Genomic DNA, 1551 nt, shown 5'->3' on the forward strand with positions numbered 1-1551 from the left:
GCCCAATTTGTGGGTCGAAGCTCAACCGCAGGAAATCTCCACGTTCTGGAATGTATGTCACCAAACCTCCTCTCCCATTGGCCGTCCCCAATCCACTTCCGGCTCCGGTGATTCAACAACCTCAGCCAGTAGTTCTTCTAGGCTTAACTCAGGCAAGGCTTGAATTAGCTCAATTACTAGCTTTCCGTTTTCCACAGAACATTCAACAACGTCATTGGGATTGAGGTTCAGTGCCTCCACCGCATACTTGGGAATCCGAATCGCTAAAGAATTACCCCAGCGTCCAATCTGCGACTTCATGATCCCACCTCGAATTCGTTAGATATTCAAAGTATATCAAAACGCTGATTTAGGGGAATACCGACAAGCGATCGCGTTTTATGAACGGGCTTTATGGCTGGGATTGATTATCCCTAGGGGGTAGAAGTTCGATAGGGATCGACTCTGATCCCGGTTGGAAAGTGAAAGTATCGGCGGGTGTACTAGGCTTAAAATTCCAATCGGATAATATTGCCGTGTACTGGGGTGAACCGGGTAGAGTTTTATAGGTGATAATCGCTTTCCTCAGTAGGGGGGTGGCATCCTGCGTGACCCAGATTTGATAATCGCGATCGCTACCGATCAGCAGCAGATGATACATTTGTTCACCATTAACCATGTTGTTGCCGATAAAAATAATTTGTCTGACATCAGCCATTAGATCTGCACAGGGATCGTTCGCTGCTAGATTTGACATGGGAATGGTGATTCCGTACCTTTGCTCTACTTGGTCTAAGGCTTCATCTAGAGTATTCGGAGCCGGTTTCGTGACGTATAGATCCTGTTCCAGATCCGCAAGGGTGAAGGTTTTACCATCGTAAAAAAAGCGTGTAACTCGTTCATCCCCAGTGTAGTCCGAGCGCAGGCGATCGGGTTTCTCTACCCAGATGTTTTGATCGGCACTGTACTGAACTTTCGCCCCGGAGTCGAGTATATCGTCATAGGTGACATCCATATTGACGGTGAACGATCGCTGTTTGGTTAAATTAGCACAGAGTTGCTCGATCACCTGTTCCGCCGTTTTTGGGCGGATTTCCTGGGATAGAGTCGGTATTTCCGCCAAGACTCCTGCGGCAGTGACCCAAGGCAAAAGTAAAGAAAGAATCGGCATGAAGCGAGGCATAATCATCTAATATTCCCCCAAGGCGATGGATTGTTTTGGTTAACGACCATTGTGTAAACTGACTAAACGAGCGATAAAAACGGCGGGATAGAGAACTCCAGTCATTCCTTCTAAATTGGCCAAAACTCTAGCGACTTTACTGGTAGGAACTATATCACCGTAGCCAACCGTGGCCAGGGTAGTAAAGCTGAAATGAAGTAGATCCGCCTGGTTGACGGTTTTAGCGGCGGAGCTAAAGGAATCGGGTTCAAAAATCTGGACGATACTATAAGCGGATGCCCAGAAAAATCCTAGGAGAAAATAGACACAAATTCCCCCTTTGATGATATCGGATGTTACCTGTTCGGCGAGAATTAATTCTAGTAAAATCGAGTACACGCATAAACTAA

The 1551-nt window shown here is 46.6% G+C and carries 3 protein-coding genes; all 3 read right to left on the reverse strand.

Going from position 1 to position 1551, the window contains the following annotated elements; translation table 11 throughout:
- Positions 1-57 precede the first annotated feature (57 nt).
- On the reverse strand, positions 58-300 hold the full coding sequence (locus PX484_RS22590; RefSeq protein WP_002772118.1) for an AbrB/MazE/SpoVT family DNA-binding domain-containing protein: 243 nt from the start codon (positions 298-300) through the stop codon (positions 58-60).
- A gap of 91 nt (positions 301-391) precedes the next feature.
- Positions 392-1168 (reverse strand): DUF2092 domain-containing protein, encoded by a 777-nt coding sequence (locus PX484_RS22595; protein WP_288105605.1) that lies wholly within the window; start codon positions 1166-1168, stop codon positions 392-394.
- A gap of 33 nt (positions 1169-1201) precedes the next feature.
- Positions 1202-1551, reverse strand: a 350-nt coding sequence (locus PX484_RS22600; RefSeq protein WP_288105608.1) for a potassium channel family protein, incomplete at its 5' end; no start/stop codon positions are given.

This window comes from Microcystis sp. M49636_WE2, from assembly GCF_030065375.1.
In the GTDB taxonomy this organism is placed as follows: domain Bacteria; phylum Cyanobacteriota; class Cyanobacteriia; order Cyanobacteriales; family Microcystaceae; genus Microcystis; species Microcystis aeruginosa_C.